At 39.6% G+C, this 17,441-nt stretch carries 14 protein-coding genes; 6 read left to right on the top strand and 8 right to left on the bottom strand.

The annotated features are described in order from the left end of the window. Positions 1 to 2: 2 nt before the first annotated feature. Genes RM552_RS07705 through RM552_RS07690 form a run of 4 tightly spaced genes read right to left on the bottom strand, consistent with a single transcriptional unit; the run spans position 3 to position 3,538 of the window. Positions 3 to 1,058: a vWA domain-containing protein gene (locus RM552_RS07705; protein WP_311368179.1), complete on the bottom strand. Its 1,056-nt coding sequence runs from the start codon at positions 1,056 to 1,058 to the stop codon at positions 3 to 5. Continuing rightward, on the bottom strand, positions 1,051 to 1,575 hold the full coding sequence (locus RM552_RS07700; RefSeq protein WP_311368178.1) for a DUF4381 domain-containing protein: 525 nt from the start codon (positions 1,573 to 1,575) through the stop codon (positions 1,051 to 1,053). The genes RM552_RS07705 and RM552_RS07700 overlap by 8 nt, the downstream gene beginning before the upstream one ends. After that, positions 1,572 to 2,549 carry a DUF58 domain-containing protein gene (locus RM552_RS07695; protein WP_311368177.1) on the bottom strand — a complete coding sequence of 326 codons (978 nt, stop codon included), beginning with the start codon at positions 2,547 to 2,549 and terminating at the stop codon, positions 1,572 to 1,574. Before RM552_RS07695 ends, RM552_RS07700 begins: the two co-directional genes overlap by 4 nt. Before the next feature lie 23 nt (positions 2,550 to 2,572). Beyond that, positions 2,573 to 3,538 carry an AAA family ATPase gene (locus tag RM552_RS07690; RefSeq protein ID WP_311368176.1) on the bottom strand — a complete coding sequence of 322 codons (966 nt, stop codon included), beginning with the start codon at positions 3,536 to 3,538 and terminating at the stop codon, positions 2,573 to 2,575. Between the two features lie 375 nt (positions 3,539 to 3,913). Here RM552_RS07690 and fadI point away from each other — a divergent pair, with 375 nt between their 5' ends. From fadI to RM552_RS07675, 3 genes are all read left to right on the top strand, one after another. Then, positions 3,914 to 5,224 (top strand): acetyl-CoA C-acyltransferase FadI, encoded by a 1,311-nt coding sequence (fadI, locus tag RM552_RS07685; RefSeq protein ID WP_311368175.1) that lies wholly within the window; start codon positions 3,914 to 3,916, stop codon positions 5,222 to 5,224. Next, positions 5,224 to 7,332 (top strand): fatty acid oxidation complex subunit alpha FadJ, encoded by a 2,109-nt coding sequence (fadJ, locus tag RM552_RS07680; protein WP_311368174.1) that lies wholly within the window; start codon positions 5,224 to 5,226, stop codon positions 7,330 to 7,332. The genes fadI and fadJ overlap by 1 nt, the downstream gene beginning before the upstream one ends. 171 nt (positions 7,333 to 7,503) lie before the next feature. Beyond that, positions 7,504 to 7,707, top strand: a complete 204-nt coding sequence (locus tag RM552_RS07675) for a hypothetical protein (protein ID WP_311368173.1) — start codon at positions 7,504 to 7,506, stop codon at positions 7,705 to 7,707. Positions 7,708 to 7,727: 20 nt separating this feature from the next. On the opposite strand, the gene RM552_RS07670 is transcribed toward RM552_RS07675, so the two are convergent. Further along, positions 7,728 to 10,538, bottom strand: coding sequence for an insulinase family protein (locus RM552_RS07670; RefSeq protein WP_311368172.1), 2,811 nt, complete (start codon positions 10,536 to 10,538; stop codon positions 7,728 to 7,730). Between the two features lie 224 nt (positions 10,539 to 10,762). On the opposite strand from RM552_RS07670, the gene sixA reads away from it, so the two are divergent. Continuing rightward, positions 10,763 to 11,272: a phosphohistidine phosphatase SixA gene (gene sixA / locus RM552_RS07665; RefSeq protein ID WP_311368171.1), complete on the top strand. Its 510-nt coding sequence runs from the start codon at positions 10,763 to 10,765 to the stop codon at positions 11,270 to 11,272. Positions 11,273 to 11,289: 17 nt separating this feature from the next. Next, positions 11,290 to 11,472 (top strand): hypothetical protein, encoded by a 183-nt coding sequence (locus tag RM552_RS07660; protein WP_311368170.1) that lies wholly within the window; start codon positions 11,290 to 11,292, stop codon positions 11,470 to 11,472. 2 nt (positions 11,473 to 11,474) lie between these two features. Here the strand turns inward: RM552_RS07660 and RM552_RS07655 are convergent, their stop codons facing one another. Then, positions 11,475 to 12,767: an HlyC/CorC family transporter gene (locus RM552_RS07655; RefSeq protein WP_311368169.1), complete on the bottom strand. Its 1,293-nt coding sequence runs from the start codon at positions 12,765 to 12,767 to the stop codon at positions 11,475 to 11,477. 19 nt (positions 12,768 to 12,786) lie between these two features. Continuing rightward, entirely contained in the window at positions 12,787 to 13,581 is a 795-nt protein-coding gene (locus RM552_RS07650; protein WP_311368168.1) for a cytochrome C assembly family protein, read from the bottom strand. 89 nt (positions 13,582 to 13,670) lie between these two features. Between RM552_RS07650 and ffh the strand changes: the two genes are divergently transcribed. Continuing rightward, the gene (gene ffh / locus RM552_RS07645) at positions 13,671 to 15,095 is read left to right on the top strand and encodes a signal recognition particle protein (RefSeq protein WP_311368167.1); all 1,425 of its coding nucleotides are present in this window, start codon (positions 13,671 to 13,673) and stop codon (positions 15,093 to 15,095) included. Here the strand turns inward: ffh and RM552_RS07640 are convergent. Further along, the gene (locus tag RM552_RS07640) at positions 15,082 to 17,424 is read right to left on the bottom strand and encodes a PAS domain-containing sensor histidine kinase (protein WP_311368166.1); all 2,343 of its coding nucleotides are present in this window, start codon (positions 17,422 to 17,424) and stop codon (positions 15,082 to 15,084) included. The genes ffh and RM552_RS07640 overlap by 14 nt on opposite strands. Between the last annotated feature and the right edge of the window lie 17 nt (positions 17,425 to 17,441).

Here is a 17,441-nt window from a genome sequence, read left to right as displayed (position 1 = left end):
TTTTATATCCCTCCCTGTGCCTGTTCATTATCGGAACTTTTTGCTGACGTATTTCTATTAGACCCAGTCAAGCGCATGAACACAGTTCGTAAAATTGGGAGAAGGACCCATATGAAAACAAGCCCACCGGAAAACATAAGCGGAATATAGAATAATTCTTTACGTGGCCTTAAGGTTTGTTCTGCACCTTCTATTGGTTCTAATTTATCCAAAATAGCATAAATTTGAGATAATTCCTGTGCATTACGAGCTCTAAAGTATTCGCCTCCGGTCTCTTTACTTATAGTGACTAAGGTTCTTTCATCAAGATCCAGTGAGGGGTTAATCGCTCTGCGGCCAAATACACTATTTTGAATAAGCTCGTCAGCGCCTACGCCTATAGAGTATATGGTCACTTCGTTTGCGATAGCGAGGTCGAGTGCTTGCTCTACGCTGATATTTCCGGCTGTGTTGCGGCCATCGGTAAGTAATATTAATACTCTATTTGAGCGTTCTTTTTGGGTGAACCTTTTAACCGCTAGTCCAATTGCATCGCCAATTGCAGTGCTATCACCTACTAAACCAATCACGCTTTCCTTTAGTAATTGGTTAACCGTTGCTCGGTCAAAAGTAAGAGGTGTTTGTAAATATGCAGTATCGGCGAATAATATAAGCCCTAAACGATCTCCTACACGTCTTTCTACAAAATCGTCCATTACCGATTTAACCATTTCTAATCGGTCGACTAGCTTTCCATTAACTTGCATATCGGTTTGTTGCATTGACCCTGATAAGTCTACCGCCATCATTAAATCACGCCCCTCGCTTGGTATAGAGATAGGCTCTCCAAACCACATCGGTCGCGCAGCTGAAATCACAAGACTGATCCAAATAAGACTCAACAAAAATAAGCGCCAAAGTGAGCGTTTTTGCTTGTTTTCAGCCTGTTTAGACAAGAGTTGTACATGCGGGAAATATAACGCAGCCTGAGATTCTTGCGCTTTTGCAGGCCAAAAATATGCGATAAGAAAAGGCAAGGGCAATATAAAAAGTAATTGCCACCAAACAAATTCAAACATGTTCGGCTTCCCCTTCTGATACTTGATAAGTAAGTATATGGTTTCGTTTAATGCTGGTATTGAGCCAGTCTATAATACAAAGCTTGACGTCAGGATTTGCTACCTTTTTGCCATTTGTATTCATTCCATAAAGCGACGCATTAATTTGTTCTAAACTCTGTTTTAGCTGTTCAGACCTTTTGCCTTGATAAGTATTTAATAAAAAAGCCTGCCATGCTGCAGTGTGTAATGTTTTGTTTTTTATTTCCGCCATTTCACTAAAATAATGTGCACACACATTTTTCACGATCACTTGGAGTTTATGTTCAAAGTAGGGTGCGCTTGGGTCAATTTGCTGCAGTGAGGCTAGCGTTTGGCGTTTCATTTTGTTCCATTTACGCTGCTTTATACACAACGCTGCAATATAAATACATAAAGCCAAACCAAGGCCAATAAGCACCCAATAAGGCCAAGCTAGAGGCCAAAAGGACACGTCATTCGGTAATTGAATATCGGCCAGTTGGTCTAAGGGATTCAAAGTGTGTCTCCTAACACTAAGCCAGCTCTAGTCGAGCTCATTTGGCTTTCAACACTATGGGCGGCATTTAATTTATTTACATTAATGCCTAATACTTGCATCCTTTGCTTGAATTGACTAAGCCAAGCTAGTCTTGTTGATGAGTAGGCATTTTCTACGTCTTTATCGCCTAATGTTAAGTTTTGTTCGTTAAGTCCGTCTGTAAGCAATACATCGTTAGTGTTACTCAAATGTGGTAAAGACATTTCAATAGGATCGTAAATATATAAGGGTCTAATTTCACAATGTCGTTGAATGTTGCCTAAAGCATCAAAGCAAGCTTGATCAAACAGACTGAAATCAGATATCACGTATACTAGTGTGCCCGGTTTTGCCAGCACTGCTAATTTGTTGATACTGTCGATACAGGTATTCGCTGTTTTTTTGGCTTGCGACGATTGCTGGCTTTGGTTATGCAAATTGACTATTTGATTTAACATAGCAAATCCATGCTTTGCTGATGCTTTTGGCTTTAATTCAAGGTCTGTATTTTCGTTGGCACAAATACATCCAATTTTATCACCACGGGCTAAAGCGCTAAACGTAACCATGGCACTGGCATGCACAGCTTGTACTGATTTATACAATAATTGCGTGCCAAATTTCATATTTTGATGCAAATCTAAGTAAACAATGACCGGTCTTTCGCGCTCTTCTCTATACACTTTGGTATGGGTTTTACCCGTCCTAGCGGTCACTCTCCAGTCTATACTTCGAATATCATCGCCAGGTTGATAATGACGAGCTTCATCAAATTCCATTCCTCGTCCTTTAAAACGAGAAGCCATGCCGCCAGCCATTGAACTTTTGATGGCACTTGCTGGATTGAGATTCAACCTTTTTGCAATTGGCTTATATCGCACAAGTTCAGGTAATGTGAGGTTCACACCATCTGTTTGTAATTTTGCTAGTCGTTGTTCAATGGGAAATTGCATAAATTATAGTGCTCCAGAAGCGCTTACGGCACGGGAACTAAATTTAATATTTCATCAATGACTTGGTTTGCTTTAACGCCTTGCGCTTGTGCTTGATAACTATAGATTAATCGATGGCGCAGTACATTATGTGCGACAGCTTGAATATCTTCTGGACTGACAAAGTCGCGTTTATGTAACCAAGCATGAGCTCTTGCACACCGTTCAAGAGCTATAGTAGCGCGCGGACTGGCGCCAATTTCAATCCAGTCTTGAAGCTTAGCACTATATTTTTCTGGGTGTCTGGTCGCCATTATTAGTTGAACCAAATAGGTCTCGGCGGCCTCTGACACCTTTATCTGTAGGATATCTGTGCGCGCCTTTGCAATATCTTGTTCCGAGAGTTTATCTACTTCTAATAACGCCGACTTGCCGGCTTTGTTGAGGGCCTCATGACGCGTCAAAGCCAAAATTTTATGTTCTGTTTCTGCATCTGGATAGTCAATTTCAACATGCATTAAAAACCTATCTAATTGAGCTTCAGGAAGCGGATAAGTGCCTTCTTGTTCTAATGGGTTTTGGGTCGCCATGACCAAGAAAAGTTCAGGTAACTTATAGGAAGTACTCCCCACGGTTATTTGTCTTTCGGCCATCGCTTCTAGTAAGGCAGATTGCACTTTTGCAGGGGCGCGATTGATTTCGTCAGCTAACACAAGGTTATGAAAAAGAGGGCCTTTTTGAAAAATAAACTTACCAGTTTCAGGTCTGTATATATCAGTACCCGTTAAATCGGCTGGCAATAAATCGGGTGTAAACTGAACCCTATGAAAATTTGCATCGATACCATCTGATAAAGCATTTACTGCACGAGTTTTAGCCAGTCCCGGTGGTCCCTCTACTAACAAGTGACCATCTGCCAATAAAGCAATCAATATACTTTGTGTTAAATGATTTTGCCCCAACACCTGTGTATTCAAATGTAGTTGTAAGGCGGTAAATTGACTATGCATAAATCTTCTCAAGTTAAATGTAAACTAATACGTTTTTCGCGGTTTAGATATATATGTGTTTAGCCCAGTAAAACTCAAGTCTAAAGCCTGTTTTTTATTTAGCTGATAAGCAAATGTTCAAACCACAGGCTGTGAGACTCAAGCTGCAACAAAAAGTTTCACGAATTTGATATCAGTTGTCGGCAATTTCTGAACTATTGATTACACTTAGTACCTTAGATACAAACGCCAATTACAAGAGGGTTTTCATGAGCTCGCAAAAAATACTCAATGATATAAGTTTGCTATTTTGTTTGGTTTTTGACACAATTTGCATAGTGGTCAGACCAGAAAGAGTGGGATGTACCCCAAAAAAATTTCTTAAAAGGAAGAAACATGTCGAACAAACAACTACTTAAGACACATTCAGGTGACAGAATTGCGATTGTCGCTGGATTGCGCACACCTTTTGCTAAAATGGCGAGCTATTTTCACGGTGTACCTGCTGTGGATTTAGCCAAAATGGTCGTAAACGAACTCGTTATTCGACATGATCTCGATCCTAACTGGGTTGAGCAGGTGGTTTATGGGCAAGTTGTGCAGATGCCTGAGGCTCCAAACATCGCGCGTGAAGTAGTTCTTGGGACTGGCATGTCGGTGCATACTGACGCTTACAGTGTGTCACGGGCTTGCGCTACGAGCTTTCAATCGACGGCTAACATTGCCGAAGCGATGGTTACCGGAAATATTTCTGTAGGCATATCGGGCGGGGCTGATTCAACTTCAGTGTCGCCTATTGGCGTATCAAAAAAATTGGCGCGAGCGCTCGTTGATTTACAAAAAACGAAAACCTTGGGTCAAAAGTTGAGCATATTTCGCAAGCTCGGTATCAAAGATTTATTACCGGTACCACCAGCAGTTGCTGAATATTCAACCGGTCTTTCTATGGGGCAAACCGCAGAGCAAATGGCAAAAACACACGCTATTTCTCGTGCCGACCAAGATGCACTAGCTCATCGTAGTCATAGTTTAGCCGCTGAAAATTGGGAAAAAGGTAATTTAGACGGTGAAGTCATGACCGCCTATGCGGAACCATACAAAGGCTCTTTGGGTCGCGACAATAATATTCGGTTTGATAGTAAATTAGAGGGTTACGCAAAATTGCGACCAGTATTCGATAAAAAACATGGCACGGTCACGGCTGCTAACGCAACACCCCTTACCGACGGTGCCTCTGCCATAATAATGATGACTGAGTCGCGCGCAAAGGAATTAGGCTACAAACCATTGGGCTATCTGAAAAGTTATGCTTTTGCTGCCATTGATGTATGGCAAGACATGCTCATGGGACCCTCATATGCAACACCTATTGCTTTAGACCGTGCAGGCATGAAGTTAAACGACTTAACCTTAATCGAAATGCATGAAGCTTTTGCTGCACAGACGCTTGCCAATATGAAAATGTTTGCTAGCGATAAGTTTGCACAAGAAAAACTAGGACGAGACAAAGCCACAGGCGAAATAGACATGGATAAATTTAACGTAATGGGTAGTTCAATTGCCTATGGTCACCCATTTGCCGCGACGGGTACTCGTATGATTACACAAATGCTCAATGAACTAAACAGAAGAGGCGGAGGCACGGGCTTATTGACTGCGTGTGCTGCTGGTGGTCTGGGTGCGGCTATGATTGTGGAGACAGAATAATGAAGACCTTTACACTAGAAAAACTCGAAGATGGTATTGCCATATTGACGATGGATGTACCGGGTGAGTCGATGAACACCTTAAGAGCCGATTTTGGCGAAGAAGTGAATACAATTTTAGACCAAATTGAATCTGATGATGACATCAAAGGAGTGGTGGTATGTTCTGGCAAAAAAGACTCATTTGTTGCAGGTGCTGATGTAAGCATGTTAGCAGCATGTGATTCTGCATTAGAAGCAGAACAATTGTCATTACAAGGCCATAAGCTGTTTGCTCGCATGGTCAACATACCCAAGACCTTTGTTGCTGCTATTCACGGCCCAGCACTTGGCGGTGGACTTGAGCTTGCATTAGCGTGCGATTATCGTGTCTGTTCCGATTCGCCAAAAACACAATTGGGTTTACCGGAAGTGCAACTTGGTTTACTTCCCGGAAGTAGTGGTACGCAAAAATTACCCGCGCTTATTGGTATTCAACAAGCGATGAAAATGATGTTAACAGGCAGTCCGGTGCGCGCTAAACAAGCTAAAAAGTATGGCATTGTAGATGATATGGTGCCACAAGCTATTTTGTTAGATGTTGCTCGTAAATTAGCGTCACAAAAACCTCTACGCCGCAATAACAAAAAGTCTGTTATGAACAAAATGTTAGAAGATACCGCTTTTGGGCGCAACATATTGTTTAAAAAAGCCAGAGAGCAAGCATTAGCAAAAACAAATGGAAACTACCCAGCGCCTATGCACATTATTGACTGCATAGAAGCGGGAACAAAAAGCGAAGCGCATGGTTATTCTACCGAAGCCAGATTATTTGGTAAGTTAGTCATGACTAGCGAATCTAAGCAACTAAGAGAGATATTTTTTGCTACCACTGAGATGAAAAAAGAGGATGGTGTTGCAGGTGTTGCACCCGAGAAAGTGAAAAAAGTGGGTGTGCTAGGCGGCGGATTAATGGGCGGGGGTATTGCTTTTGTCAGTGCCACTAAAGCGAAAGTACCTGTTAGAATAAAAGATATTAGCCCAGACGGTATTGCCGGTGCCATAAAATACAGTTTCGACATTTTAAACAAGAAAGTAAAACGACGTTTTTTGAAAAAAACCGAGATGCAAAAACAACTGGCTAATATTACGGGTTGTTTAGATTATAGCGGTTATAAAACACTTGATATGGTAGTCGAAGCCGTATTTGAAGATGTTGGTTTAAAGCAAAAAATGGTCGAAGATATCGAAACTCAATGCGCTAAGACCACAATATTTGCGTCTAACACGTCTTCAATTCCTATTAAAGACATTGCTGCTAAAGCGAAACGTGCAGAAAATGTCATTGGCTTACATTACTTCTCACCAGTCGATAAAATGCCTTTGGCAGAAGTAATCCCGCATGAAGGGACGTCTGAACAGACTATTTCAACTACGGTTGAGTTTGCTAAAAAACAAGGTAAAACTCCTATCGTAGTGAAAGATGGCGCGGGATTTTATGTAAATCGTATCTTAGCTCCGTACATGAGCGAAGCCGGTTTTTTGGCTATGAGTGGACAGCCCATTGATAGCGTTGATAAAGCCTTAGTAGAGTTTGGTTTTCCTGTAGGTGCTTTCAAATTACTTGATGAAGTAGGCATTGACGTAGGTACAAAAATTATCCCCATCTTGATGAATCAATTTGGAGAACGCTTTGCTTCACCGAACGCGTTTGAAAAATTACTAGAAAACGATCGTAAGGGAAAGAAGAATCTTTCAGGTTTTTATGATTATGCAAGCAAAGATAAAGGTAAAAAAGTTGACGAAAGTATATACGAATTACTAGGAATATCGCCGCAAAGTAAATATACAAATGACACTATTATCGAGCGCTGCGTCTTGTTAATGTTAAATGAAGCTGCGCGTTGTTTGGAAGAAGGTGTGATTAGAAATCCCCGCGATGGAGATATTGGCGCAATCTTTGGAATTGGTTTTCCTCCTTTTAGAGGCGGTCCATTCCGATATATGGATTCATTGGGCCTACAACACTTAGTTGCTCGTTTGACTCATTATGCTGACAGCTATGATACTAAATATAAACCTGCTGATATTTTAGTCAAAATGGCAGAAGCAGAAGAGACTTTCTATTAGGATAATATTACATTGTTTGGCGTAAACCCTAGTCAGCCTATTAGCTGACTAGGGTGTCTCCAAATCGGTCTTTTCCGACCAATAGCGTATGCTTTTTCGAATGTTTTATTTTTAATTTTCACTTATAATGAGCGCCATCAAACGGATTAAATAATCTGATAAGGAAAAGGAATGTTTACTCTGGGACTTATTCTCAGTTTTGTACTCTGTACCTGGTACTTTTTAGTGCAAACAGTCAAATATGGTATGGCAAAAAAAAGATGGGTCTTTGCTGGTTTGGTTTTTGGACCAATGATTTTACCGATGTTTCAAATGTCGAAAAGGATGGCCGTTCGCAAAGCAGTTGGTTTTAATAGCGCTTACTTTCAAGCATAGTGATCAGCTATAGTTAACCATTACGGCATGTTTATCCCAGAGTCTATATGCGGGGATTGTGTCAGTATTAGTTGCCCATCACTATTCTTTAGCATGTTTCCTAGTGTGGTTTTAAGCTGATCTACGTCGACTTCTTGTAATGCAATGATAAGGTCTTTGTACGCAAGTAGAGGGTTTACATCTTCAAAGTGAGACCACGCTCGAGCCGCTGTTTGATCAATTGACACCTCATTTGGCGTGACCTGTTCGATAAGTTCGTTCACTAACTTCTTCATTTCAGACTTGTTTTGGTCTAGCCAATCAGTTGTTTGTCGAATTATCTCGCACATGGCGGTATGTATCTGGTTCGCAGTGTGCGTAGGAGAATCAATATACATTACTACTCCCGGATAGCTGCCTATTGGTTTGTACCCAACGCCCAATAAATATCCCATGCTGTATTTTTGTCTTAAAATTTTAAAGACAAATTGACTCAATAGTTTTTCCATCAATAAGCTTCTCGCTGATAATGTCAGTATTGTCGTCTTTGCTGCTTCATTACCACCCTCTAGCGTTAGTTTTTCTTGTTCATTCAGCAATGGAATACAATGCCAAATTAAATGTTCATGAGTACATTCTTTGTTTTGGTAATGTATATGTTCTGATGTATTTATTGAAACCGTTGTTTTACTTGGTTTGTGCGTATGCGTTTTCGCATCGTTTGAATGGTTAGAAAAGCGTGTTTCAAATTGTTTAAACAACCTATTAATAGCCTGCAGAGACCAATTGCCAACCACTAAGCTTTCAACGTAGTTATCGTTGAAGTATTTCTTAAATTGCACTAGCAAAGCTGCCGTATCAACACTATCTGATGACTGTAAAAGTTCACTAATGGAAATTATATCAGCTTGGTATTTTTGATTAAGGGTGGCGAAAAGTGAGTTAAAGGGCTTTTGCTGAGTGATTTTTTTATCTTGGATTTGTAAAAGTTTTAAGTGTTTGTCAATGGATTTTTCAGTCGGTAAAAAGCCTTTAATAGCATTAGTAATCTCTATTAGTAATAGGAGCTGACGTTCGCTCAGGCCACCCGTATGAAGACTAAAACCATGGTGGTGTGAGTAAACTCTAAACCGCATATTGGCCAAGTCCACATCAAAAAATTGTTCCGACAAAAATTCGTTTAAACAACTAAGCCATACTTTTTTGGCCAAAACTTTTTGTTTAGTGCCATACATTTGGGTATCGTTTATCGATAGATAACACTCTCCGTTAGGGCATTTAAAAAATGTGTGTTGATAAAATTTAAAGTCAATATTTGCGCTTTTTAGACGATAAATTTCATTTGTTTTTATTTGTTGTTTAACTAAAAAATTTTGAGAAGACATGTAGGGATTTTTTCGTGGCTTTAAAAAACCATATTCCCGAGTATTATCTTGAAGGCTTAGTGCTTGATCGCTAAATGCGACATCATAATATGGCGTCAATTGTTTTGTCGACACATCATCGGCAATAAAATAGACTCTGCATTTATCCAATATTAATTGGTCTACTATTTTACGATAGCCTTTGTGGGCAAGTTCTGCATCGTAATGATGATCTGAAATTTCATCTGTTAATTCAACTGTATTAGCAATTTTTGTAGCGGAAGTTTGAGATAGAAGTTCTTGCGAAAGGTAAATACACTTAGTTAATAAAGAAGCGTGTTTAATCGTTCTATTTTGCAATGCATGTTGCGCTTCTTTTTCACGAAAACGCCATGCTTCAATACCGGATTTCCGTATAAAATGAAGATAATCTAATACATATTTGACGATGTGTTTTTGTTCCTTGCATCCTTCATTGGTTAAGCTTAGGTATACCGAAAACTCGCGATTAAAGGGGTCTATTTCTTTATGTCCACAGCTTAATTCATAAACATAGTCTTGTGCGGCTAGCATTGAGTATAAGCCGTGTTTATGTTTACTTTCCATGATATGCGCTAATGTCACAAAAACCATTTCGCTCGCATTACAATGATCACCAATGAGGTTAAAACTCACAATTAGTTGCTTGGGATCGCGCGTGTCTTTAATTTCAATATATCGAGCTTCTTGTGACTGCTTATATAGAGGTAAGTCAGACAGCCTCGTAGTCAAGTTGTTTGCTGAAAATGAATTAGGCTGACGCTTAGCTTTAAAATATGTATAAAAAAGTGTTTTTAAGGATGCTAAGGTCGTTTCATTATAGTTTGCACTTGGAATACCAATGCATATAGCGATAGGTGCAGACATCAGTATTTCGCGATGAACGTTTTTCAAGGCCGATTGTAAAGCATAAGTTGAATGCGCTGAAAAGCTAGCTTGGTTTCCCGTACTAAATCTAACAAATGGATGCTTACGATTACATGTGGCCTTTTGCACTGATAATAATTGACGCGCTTGATCTTTTTGTTTTAACTTAAATTCTGCGTCAATAGCCAGTATTTCTTGCTGAATTTCTTCTTCTAAGAAAAGAGGGGAGGTCATTTTATCGAGTAATAGTTCACACGCTTCTGTGAAACCAGAAAACTTGCAAGACAGCTGAAAATTCATGCAGGTGTCTTGGGTCCAAGCGTTGGTCTGGCCGTGGCTCTTGAATAAATGTTGATCAAGACACTCTGAATGGGTGTTTGCGCTGCTACTAAACAGCATATGTTCTAAAAGATGTGTGATACCTTCTGGGTAATTCTCTGTATGAAAATGTCCATGCCCAATAGAAATTGAAACAGCTGCATTCTGGGGATGTTTCTTTTTTAATGCGTCCCCATTTTTTTGCTGACAATTTTCAATAAACACAAGATTTACACCATAGTCTACACTATACTGATCCAGCATTGTTTTAGGCTTGGTATAAGTATGTGTTGAGTCTGGCAACATGTTCTCTTGTGTTAGATTATTAATCCTTGCAGTAAAGGATTACTGTTTATTGTCGTTATCTTATTTGTGGCTGTTTTTAGTAGTCACTCTGTAGTCGTGTAATGGCTTTTATAACTTCAAGCTCATCTAAAATAAGATAGCGCCCAATTGCGGTTTTTCTTTAGTGTGGAAATAGTTAATTTATGATTTTAATGATTATGCGTCATGGGCAGGCTGAGAATTTTCGAGAGCCAGACCACACAAGAGCTTTAACAAAGTTTGGCGTAGCGCAAAGCGAAGAAGTGGGCAAATGGTTAGCCGGCTCAACAATCAAGACGTCGTCTACTAACACTTTGTCTAAGGTGGAACTTGCTCTGGTGAGTCCTTATTTGCGCACACAACAAACACTAAGGTCGGTAGGGCGTCATATTGCAATTGACAGACAGGTAACAATAGACGCAATTACACCAACAGGCAATGCGTCACAATGTGCCGATTTGATACATGGTTATGCAACCGATAACTACAATTCTGAACAACCTGCACCTGAGTCAATTCTCGTCGTGACACATATGCCACTGGTGAGTCTTTTAGCCGATAAAGTTTGTGTTGAATTTAATGCAAGAATTTTTGAAACAGCCGATACCTTGTTATGTGATTATGATGTCGATAAAGGCATAGCAACACAGATTGATTTTTACCAAGGTATGTAAAGAGGCTACTTAAACCCATGCAAAAGATATCTTTGCCAATAACGTTGCAACTTATGCTAAAGCAGCATGTGGCAGCCGCAGATATTGATGATGATGCTGAATTGAATGATATAATGAGCCGGCTTTCTGATTTGAACGAAAAAGTTGAGCGTGTTAAGCATAAAGCAAGACTGCTCAAATCGAACAGGGGGCAAGCTTAAATCTACTCTTCTTCTGAATTATTAGGTGCTTTATAGTGTTCAGGAATAATTCGAACCGTTTTTATCATATTGTCAGTAATATTAATAACCTCAATGGGGTAGCCCGCTAAGCGCAAACTTATATTGCTTTCAGGCATGTCTTCTAAATATTCTAAAATAAGCCCGTTTAAGGTTTTAGGACCGTCTGTCGGAAATTCCCATTCAAGTTCTTTGTTCAAATCTCTTACGTTGGCACTGCCATCAACAATATAACTCCCATCTTGTTGCAGTATCGCCTCTTTACTGTAATTGGGGACCATGGATGTGGTGAAATCACCTATTATTTCCTCAAGAATATCTTCCAGAGCAAACAAACCTTGAATATCGCCATATTCGTCTACGACTAGCCCAATTCGTTCTTTTTCAACCTGCATCTTATGCATTAAGGTATGCAATGGCGTGGTGTCAGGGGTATAAAATATCTCTCTTACAGCTCTTAGCATAGTTGCTTTTGTGAACTGATCTTTAGAAAGCAGTCGAAGGGCGTCTCTAACATGCATGAAACCTACTGCATCATCTATGCTGTCTCTATATAATAAAACCCTAGTATGTTGGGAGTGTGTCAGTTGTTTTTGAATGATTCGCCAGTCGTCGTTAACATCAATTGCATAAATTTCACTCCTTGGCACCATAATATCTTCGGCGGTCACTTTTTCTAAATCTAAAATGCTAACTAACATTTCTTGGTGCTTTTGCGGAATCATGTGCCCAGCTTCATGCACAACGGTCCGCAATTCTTCTTGACTAAGCGCTGTACCACCATCGCCTTTGGTGTTAATGCGCATTAACATGAGAACACCATTGGTAAGAAAATTCACCATTTTCACAAAGGGTGTAAACAGATATAATAGTGGGATTAAGATGACAGAACTAGGAAAAGCTATTTTTTCTGGATATAGGGCAGCAAAGGTTTTTGGCGTCACTTCAGCAAATACTAAAATAATTAAGGTTAAACCCAAGGTAACAGCAATTGGACCATAAATGGGCCCAAATAAACGGTAGCATATCTCGCCTGCAACCAAGGTTGCCGCAATATTAACTAAATTATTACCAATTAAAATTAAGCCAATAAGGCGGTCAGGCCTTTCAAGTAAGCTCTCGACTCTTTTCGCCCCAGCTAAGCCCTCAGAAGATAAATGTTTCAAGCGGTATTTATTGATGCTCATAAGACCTGTTTCAGAACTCGAAAAATAGGCAGAGAGGCAAATCAATACGACTAAGATTATACTCAGTGTAGTTAAGTCTAGCTGTTCCAAACGGATTCCTGTTTAGTCATTAGTTTAATAAATATTCTTTCACAAAACGGCTACCAAAATACCCTAAACTCAAAAGGAAAATGCCGACAATATTGAATATGACAAGTATACGAGCCTTTAAGCCTTTTGTGTAATGAAAGAGAATGCATATGGCATAAGTGAGCATTGCTAATGTCGACAGCACGGTTTTGTGGGCATAACCATCGGCAAACATATCGGGAACAAAAATAAAGCCACTTAGCAAAGCGCTCAATAATATTACGCTGCCGAGCACCATTAGTTTGATCATTATTTTTTCAACTGACATAAGCGCAGGCATATGTCCTTGCAGCATCACTTGACTCTTAATTTTTAATTGGTAATTAATGTAGGCTAATTGACTGGCATAAAGCAAACAAATGCCTAACACACCATAGGCAACTAATGACAATAATATGTGGCTAATCAGCCCGATACTCATGTCAACATGAATCCCGGTAGTGTTGGGTAAACTAAAATCAATTGAAATGACGAATACAGATGCAACACAAACTAAAGGTAAAAAGAGTAGGTTTTTGATCAGTCTGTTAGCAATAAACATGGTCAGGGTTACTAACCAAGCTAACATGCTTGCCACAAATGATAGACTTAATTGTTCGGACGAGCTTTCTTGAACGGCTATGGCTAACATAGTTAAATGCCCTACAAGGGCTAACATTGTTAGTGGGTATGAATATTTAACTAAAGCAACGCTATGTTTAAAAAATTGCTTTAAGTATAAAAAACCCGCCGCAAAGTAACATGCAATAGTAACTACAAATAAAACTTGTATCATTCGTTAATTTACCTGAGCACAATTATTACCATCCATTACAGGATATTGTATACTCTTTCTCAAATTAGAAAATAACAAATTGCATTTTTATGTTTCAGAATCTTACTGACCGTTTAGGTCAAACACTTAAAAACATCAGTGGCAAAGGCCGTCTGACTGAAGATAACATCAAAGATACCTTACGCGAAGTCAGGATGGCTTTGTTGGAAGCTGACGTCGCGTTGCCGGTGGTAAAAGACTTTATCAACAATGTAAAAACGCGCGCTTTAGGTATTGAAGTCTCTAAAAGTCTTCAACCTGGTCAAATGTTTATAAAGATAGTTCAAAATGAACTTGAAAACGCGATGGGCGATGGTACCGAGGGGCTAAATTTAGCCGCAACACCACCTGCAGTAATCATGATGGCCGGTTTACAAGGTGCAGGTAAAACCACCAGTATTGGTAAATTAGCTAAATATTTAACTGAACGCGAGAAGAAAAAAGTAATCGTGGTCAGCGCTGATGTCTATAGACCTGCAGCCATTAAACAACTACAAACCTTGTCTGAAGAAGTTGGCGTTGAATGTTACCCTTCGTCAATTATGCAAAAACCGGTAGACATTGTGAATGCGGCGATTGCGCATGCTAAAACAAAGTTTTTTGATGTGCTACTAGTCGATACCGCTGGTCGTTTGGCGGTAGACGAAAAAATGATGGATGAAATTAAGCAGCTGCACGCAGCGGTTAATCCCGTCGAAACCTTATTTGTTGTTGATGCCATGACCGGACAGGATGCTGCAAATACTGCTAAAGCCTTTAATCAAGCTTTGCCTTTAACGGGCGTCATTTTAACCAAAGCAGACGGTGATGCCAGAGGTGGTGCTGCCTTATCGGTTAAACATATTACTGGTAAGCCCATTAAGTTTTTAGGAATGGGTGAAAAGCTCGACGCCCTAGAACCATTCCACCCGCAAAGGATAGCATCACGCATTCTAGGCATGGGCGATGTATTGAGTTTAATTGAAGAAGTCGAGCGTAAGGTCGACAAAAAAGCTGCTGAGCGGGTTGCAAAGAAAATCCAAAAAGGTCAAGGCTTTGACTTACAAGATTTTAAAGAACAACTTGCGCAAATGCGCAATATGGGTGGGATGATGTCTTTAATGGACAAAATGCCAGGTATGGGGGGAATGAGTGCCAAAATTAAAGATCAAGCTAACGACAAGCAGTTTAATCAAATGGAAGCCATCATTAACTCAATGACACCCGGAGAACGCAAACGGCCAGATGTAATAAAAGGATCACGTAAAAGACGCATTGCTGCTGGTTCAGGCACACAGATTCAAGATGTTAATCGATTACTAAAACAATTCACTCAAATGCAAAAAATGATGAAAAAAATGGGTGGCGGTAAAATGAAAAACATGATGCGTGGAATGGGCGGCATGGCTGGAATGGGCGGCATGGGCGGTATGCCAAGCAAAGGTGGTATGCCGGGTGGACTCCCTCCGGGAATGGGTGGGTTTAGGAAAAAATAGCCTGGAGTTTGGCGACTAAAATATTTTTTGCTAAGGGTTTAGCGATGTAATCGTTCATGCCAGCTTTAATACACTTTTCTCTATCGCCCACCATGGCATTTGCGGTAAGTGCAATAATAGGAATATTTTTAAACCTGTCTAAGGCAGGTGAAGTTCTTATTACTTGTGTGGTTTCATAGCCATCCATACGGGGCATTTGGCAATCCATTAATATCATGTCGAATTTATTTGACTCGCTGTTGGTCATGGTTTCAATCGCCTCTAAGCCATCTTCTGCAACGGAGAATTCTAGACCCAATTGTTCGAGCATGTTAGTGACAATGACTTGGTTTATTTCATTGTCTTCGACTACTAATACATGTTTATTTTTAAACACATCATCTGTGCTTTGCCCTTGAACTTGTTGACTTATTGTAAGCGGATTTTTGTGTTCCTTTGCGACCTTAAATGGCAAATGCAGCGTAAAAGTAGAGCCAACTCCTTCCTCACTATATGCAGATATTTTACCACCCATGAGCATTGCCAGATCATTTGAAATAGCTAGTCCTAAACCGGTACCTTCAGAACTTTTTGAAGATCCAGCATCTACTTGTTCAAAAGGGCTAAATAGAATATCCAGTTTATCTGTTTGAATACCTTTGCCAGTATCTACCACTGAGCATATGAAAGTTGCAATGTCATCTTTTTCTAATCTCAATTTAGCTCGTATTGTGATCCCACCTTTTTGAGTAAACTTAAGGGCGTTACTTAGCAGATTATATAGAATTTGTTTGAGCCTAACCTCATCACCAATTACGATCGAGTCGTCTAATCCATCGCTTGCATAATCCAAGAAGAGGCTTTTTTCTTTGGCTTGCAAGGTATAACTATCAATCATATCCAGTAGGGTTTTTTGTAACGCTATGGGGCTATTATGTATTTGAATTTTACCCGCTTCTATTTTTGAGAAATCGAGAATATCGCTGATTATTTTTAATAAGTGTTGACTAGTATTCTTTGCCATATGAATATATTTCAACTGCTTATCATTTTTATTTCCAGCGTTTTCTATATTTTCAGCGAGCATATCAAGTAAGCCTAAAATACCAGATATGGGAGTACGTATTTCATGACTCATATTAGCTAGAAACACACTTTTTTGAGTATCTGCAGATTTTGCTTTATCTGCCATCTTTTTCGCTAAATTGGCATTCTCTTGTGCTTGGTTCTTGGCTTTTTCTAAGGCTTGTTTTGTGCGTTCAGACTCTGATAGATCAAGGTTGACACCTGTTGCTTTAACTGGATTTCCTTGTTCGTCATAAACGGCTGAAGCCATGCCCAACACATGCTTTACTTCACCTGAAGAAGTAACGATACGAAATGTATGGTTGAAAAAATCACGTGATTCAATTGAATCAAAAAAAGCTTTTTCTGCGACTTCTATATCGTCAGGATGAACAGCGCTTCGCCAATCTTCGAAGCTACTATTAAATTGCTCGGGTTGCTTATCAAATATTTCTAAAAGACGCTTATCCCAAACGAGGTTGTCTTGCTCGAAGTCATAATCCCACACACCAATTTTTGCCGCTTCAAGTGACAAAATGATACGACGCTCTAGGGTACGTAAAGAAGCTTCTTCTTCTTTTTGTTGTGTGAGATCCTTAAAGGTACCGAAGTTCCGCACAACGCGGCCATTCTTAGTTTCAGAAAAACCATGCGCTATGACCGTTAAGTTCCTCCCTTTGTTTGTCACAAAAGAAAGTTCAAGTTCATATGGTTTCCCCGTTTCTTCGAGCTCCTTTAGAGCATCGGTTAATATGGGAATAGACTCTGGAGCATAAAATTTTAAACCATCTTCAATGCGGGGTTTAAAGGTATGCTTGTCTGTTTCGTGTATTTGGTGAATTTTGTCAGACCAATACAAAATACCGGTATCCAGATCAATCTCCCAATACCCTGTATCTGTAACTTCTTCAATGGCTAAAATTGCCGACTTAATTCGTTTCTGTTCAGAAACATCCTCACCCATAAGACAAATGCTGTTGTCTTGTTGAGAGCGAATGCATTGCCATTTACACCAAAAATAACTGCCGTCAGTTTTTCTAAAACGATGCGTGTACTCCTTACTACAGGTACTATCCGACGATTCGTCATCAACAAGTAGAATAGATAACACTTCTTCTGTATCGTCTGGGTGAAAATAGTCAATAAAGTTACTATTAATAATTTGTGATTTTTTGAAACCACTTAATGAGCAAGTAAATTTATTACAATGTACAATGTTACCTGTAGCAGAGCAACGCATATACAAGTAAGAAAGTTCTTCAAAAAATTCGCTTGTCAGCAACATATTAATTTCGTCGTGGT

The sequence above is a fragment of the Glaciecola petra genome (genome assembly GCF_031846345.1).
GTDB classification, from domain to species: Bacteria; Pseudomonadota; Gammaproteobacteria; order Enterobacterales; family Alteromonadaceae; genus Glaciecola; species Glaciecola petra.
Note: the sequence above shows the minus strand (reverse complement) of the source record. Positions and strands in the feature narration are given on the sequence as shown.

Excerpts from the sequence above, each read along its gene's own strand:
- RM552_RS07705 (WP_311368179.1), bottom strand. The coding sequence starts at position 1,058 with ATGTTTGAATTTGTTTGGTGGCAATTACTTTTTATATTGCCCTTGCCT.
- RM552_RS07695 (WP_311368177.1), bottom strand. The coding sequence starts at position 2,549 with ATGCAATTTCCCATTGAACAACGACTAGCAAAATTACAAACAGATGGT.
- RM552_RS07690 (WP_311368176.1), bottom strand. The coding sequence starts at position 3,538 with ATGCATAGTCAATTTACCGCCTTACAACTACATTTGAATACACAGGTG.
- fadI (WP_311368175.1), top strand. The coding sequence starts at position 3,914 with ATGTCGAACAAACAACTACTTAAGACACATTCAGGTGACAGAATTGCG.
- fadJ (WP_311368174.1), top strand. The coding sequence starts at position 5,224 with ATGAAGACCTTTACACTAGAAAAACTCGAAGATGGTATTGCCATATTG.
- RM552_RS07675 (WP_311368173.1), top strand. The coding sequence starts at position 7,504 with ATGTTTACTCTGGGACTTATTCTCAGTTTTGTACTCTGTACCTGGTAC.
- RM552_RS07670 (WP_311368172.1), bottom strand. The coding sequence starts at position 10,538 with ATGCTGGATCAGTATAGTGTAGACTATGGTGTAAATCTTGTGTTTATT.
- sixA (WP_311368171.1), top strand. The coding sequence starts at position 10,763 with ATGATTTTAATGATTATGCGTCATGGGCAGGCTGAGAATTTTCGAGAG.
- RM552_RS07660 (WP_311368170.1), top strand. The coding sequence starts at position 11,290 with ATGCAAAAGATATCTTTGCCAATAACGTTGCAACTTATGCTAAAGCAG.
- RM552_RS07650 (WP_311368168.1), bottom strand. The coding sequence starts at position 13,581 with ATGATACAAGTTTTATTTGTAGTTACTATTGCATGTTACTTTGCGGCG.
- ffh (WP_311368167.1), top strand. The coding sequence starts at position 13,671 with ATGTTTCAGAATCTTACTGACCGTTTAGGTCAAACACTTAAAAACATC.
- RM552_RS07640 (WP_311368166.1), bottom strand. The coding sequence starts at position 17,424 with ATGTTGCTGACAAGCGAATTTTTTGAAGAACTTTCTTACTTGTATATG.